The sequence below is a fragment of the Bacteroides sp. 51 genome (assembly GCF_010500965.1).
Classification (GTDB): Bacteria; Bacteroidota; Bacteroidia; order Bacteroidales; family Bacteroidaceae; genus Bacteroides.
The window spans coordinates 1-306 of sequence record NZ_QVMI01000197.1; the positions used below are offsets into that span (position 1 = coordinate 1).

Below are 306 nucleotides of genomic sequence, written 5' to 3' on the forward strand. Positions count from 1 at the left end.
CGGATGTCATGACCAACCGTCCGGTAGCGATGGCTATGGAAATTGCTATTGGCGATGCAAGCATTGCTTTAATGGCTAAAGCGATGGGCAACCGGGCTACAAAATCCATAGCCTGATTTGGATGTATCGTACATAATCCGTCCGTCGGGCGTTATCTGCCCTAACAATGACCGCAGACCGTCTTCCATCCAGTCCCTTACGGCTGTAAGTTTTTTCTTGGTATTCGATGATTTTTTCGATGTCTCTTTCAGCATTTTCGATAATTTCGTATCCGCTGTAGAGGTAATATTTAGTGTTTACGTTTAG

The 306-nt window shown here is 44.8% G+C and carries 1 protein-coding gene; it reads right to left on the reverse strand.

The window, feature by feature from the left end:
• Nucleotides 1-96 precede the first annotated feature (96 nt).
• The coding region (locus D0T87_RS24400; protein ID WP_203558794.1) for a hypothetical protein at nt 97-306 on the reverse strand (210 nt) is incomplete at its 5' end.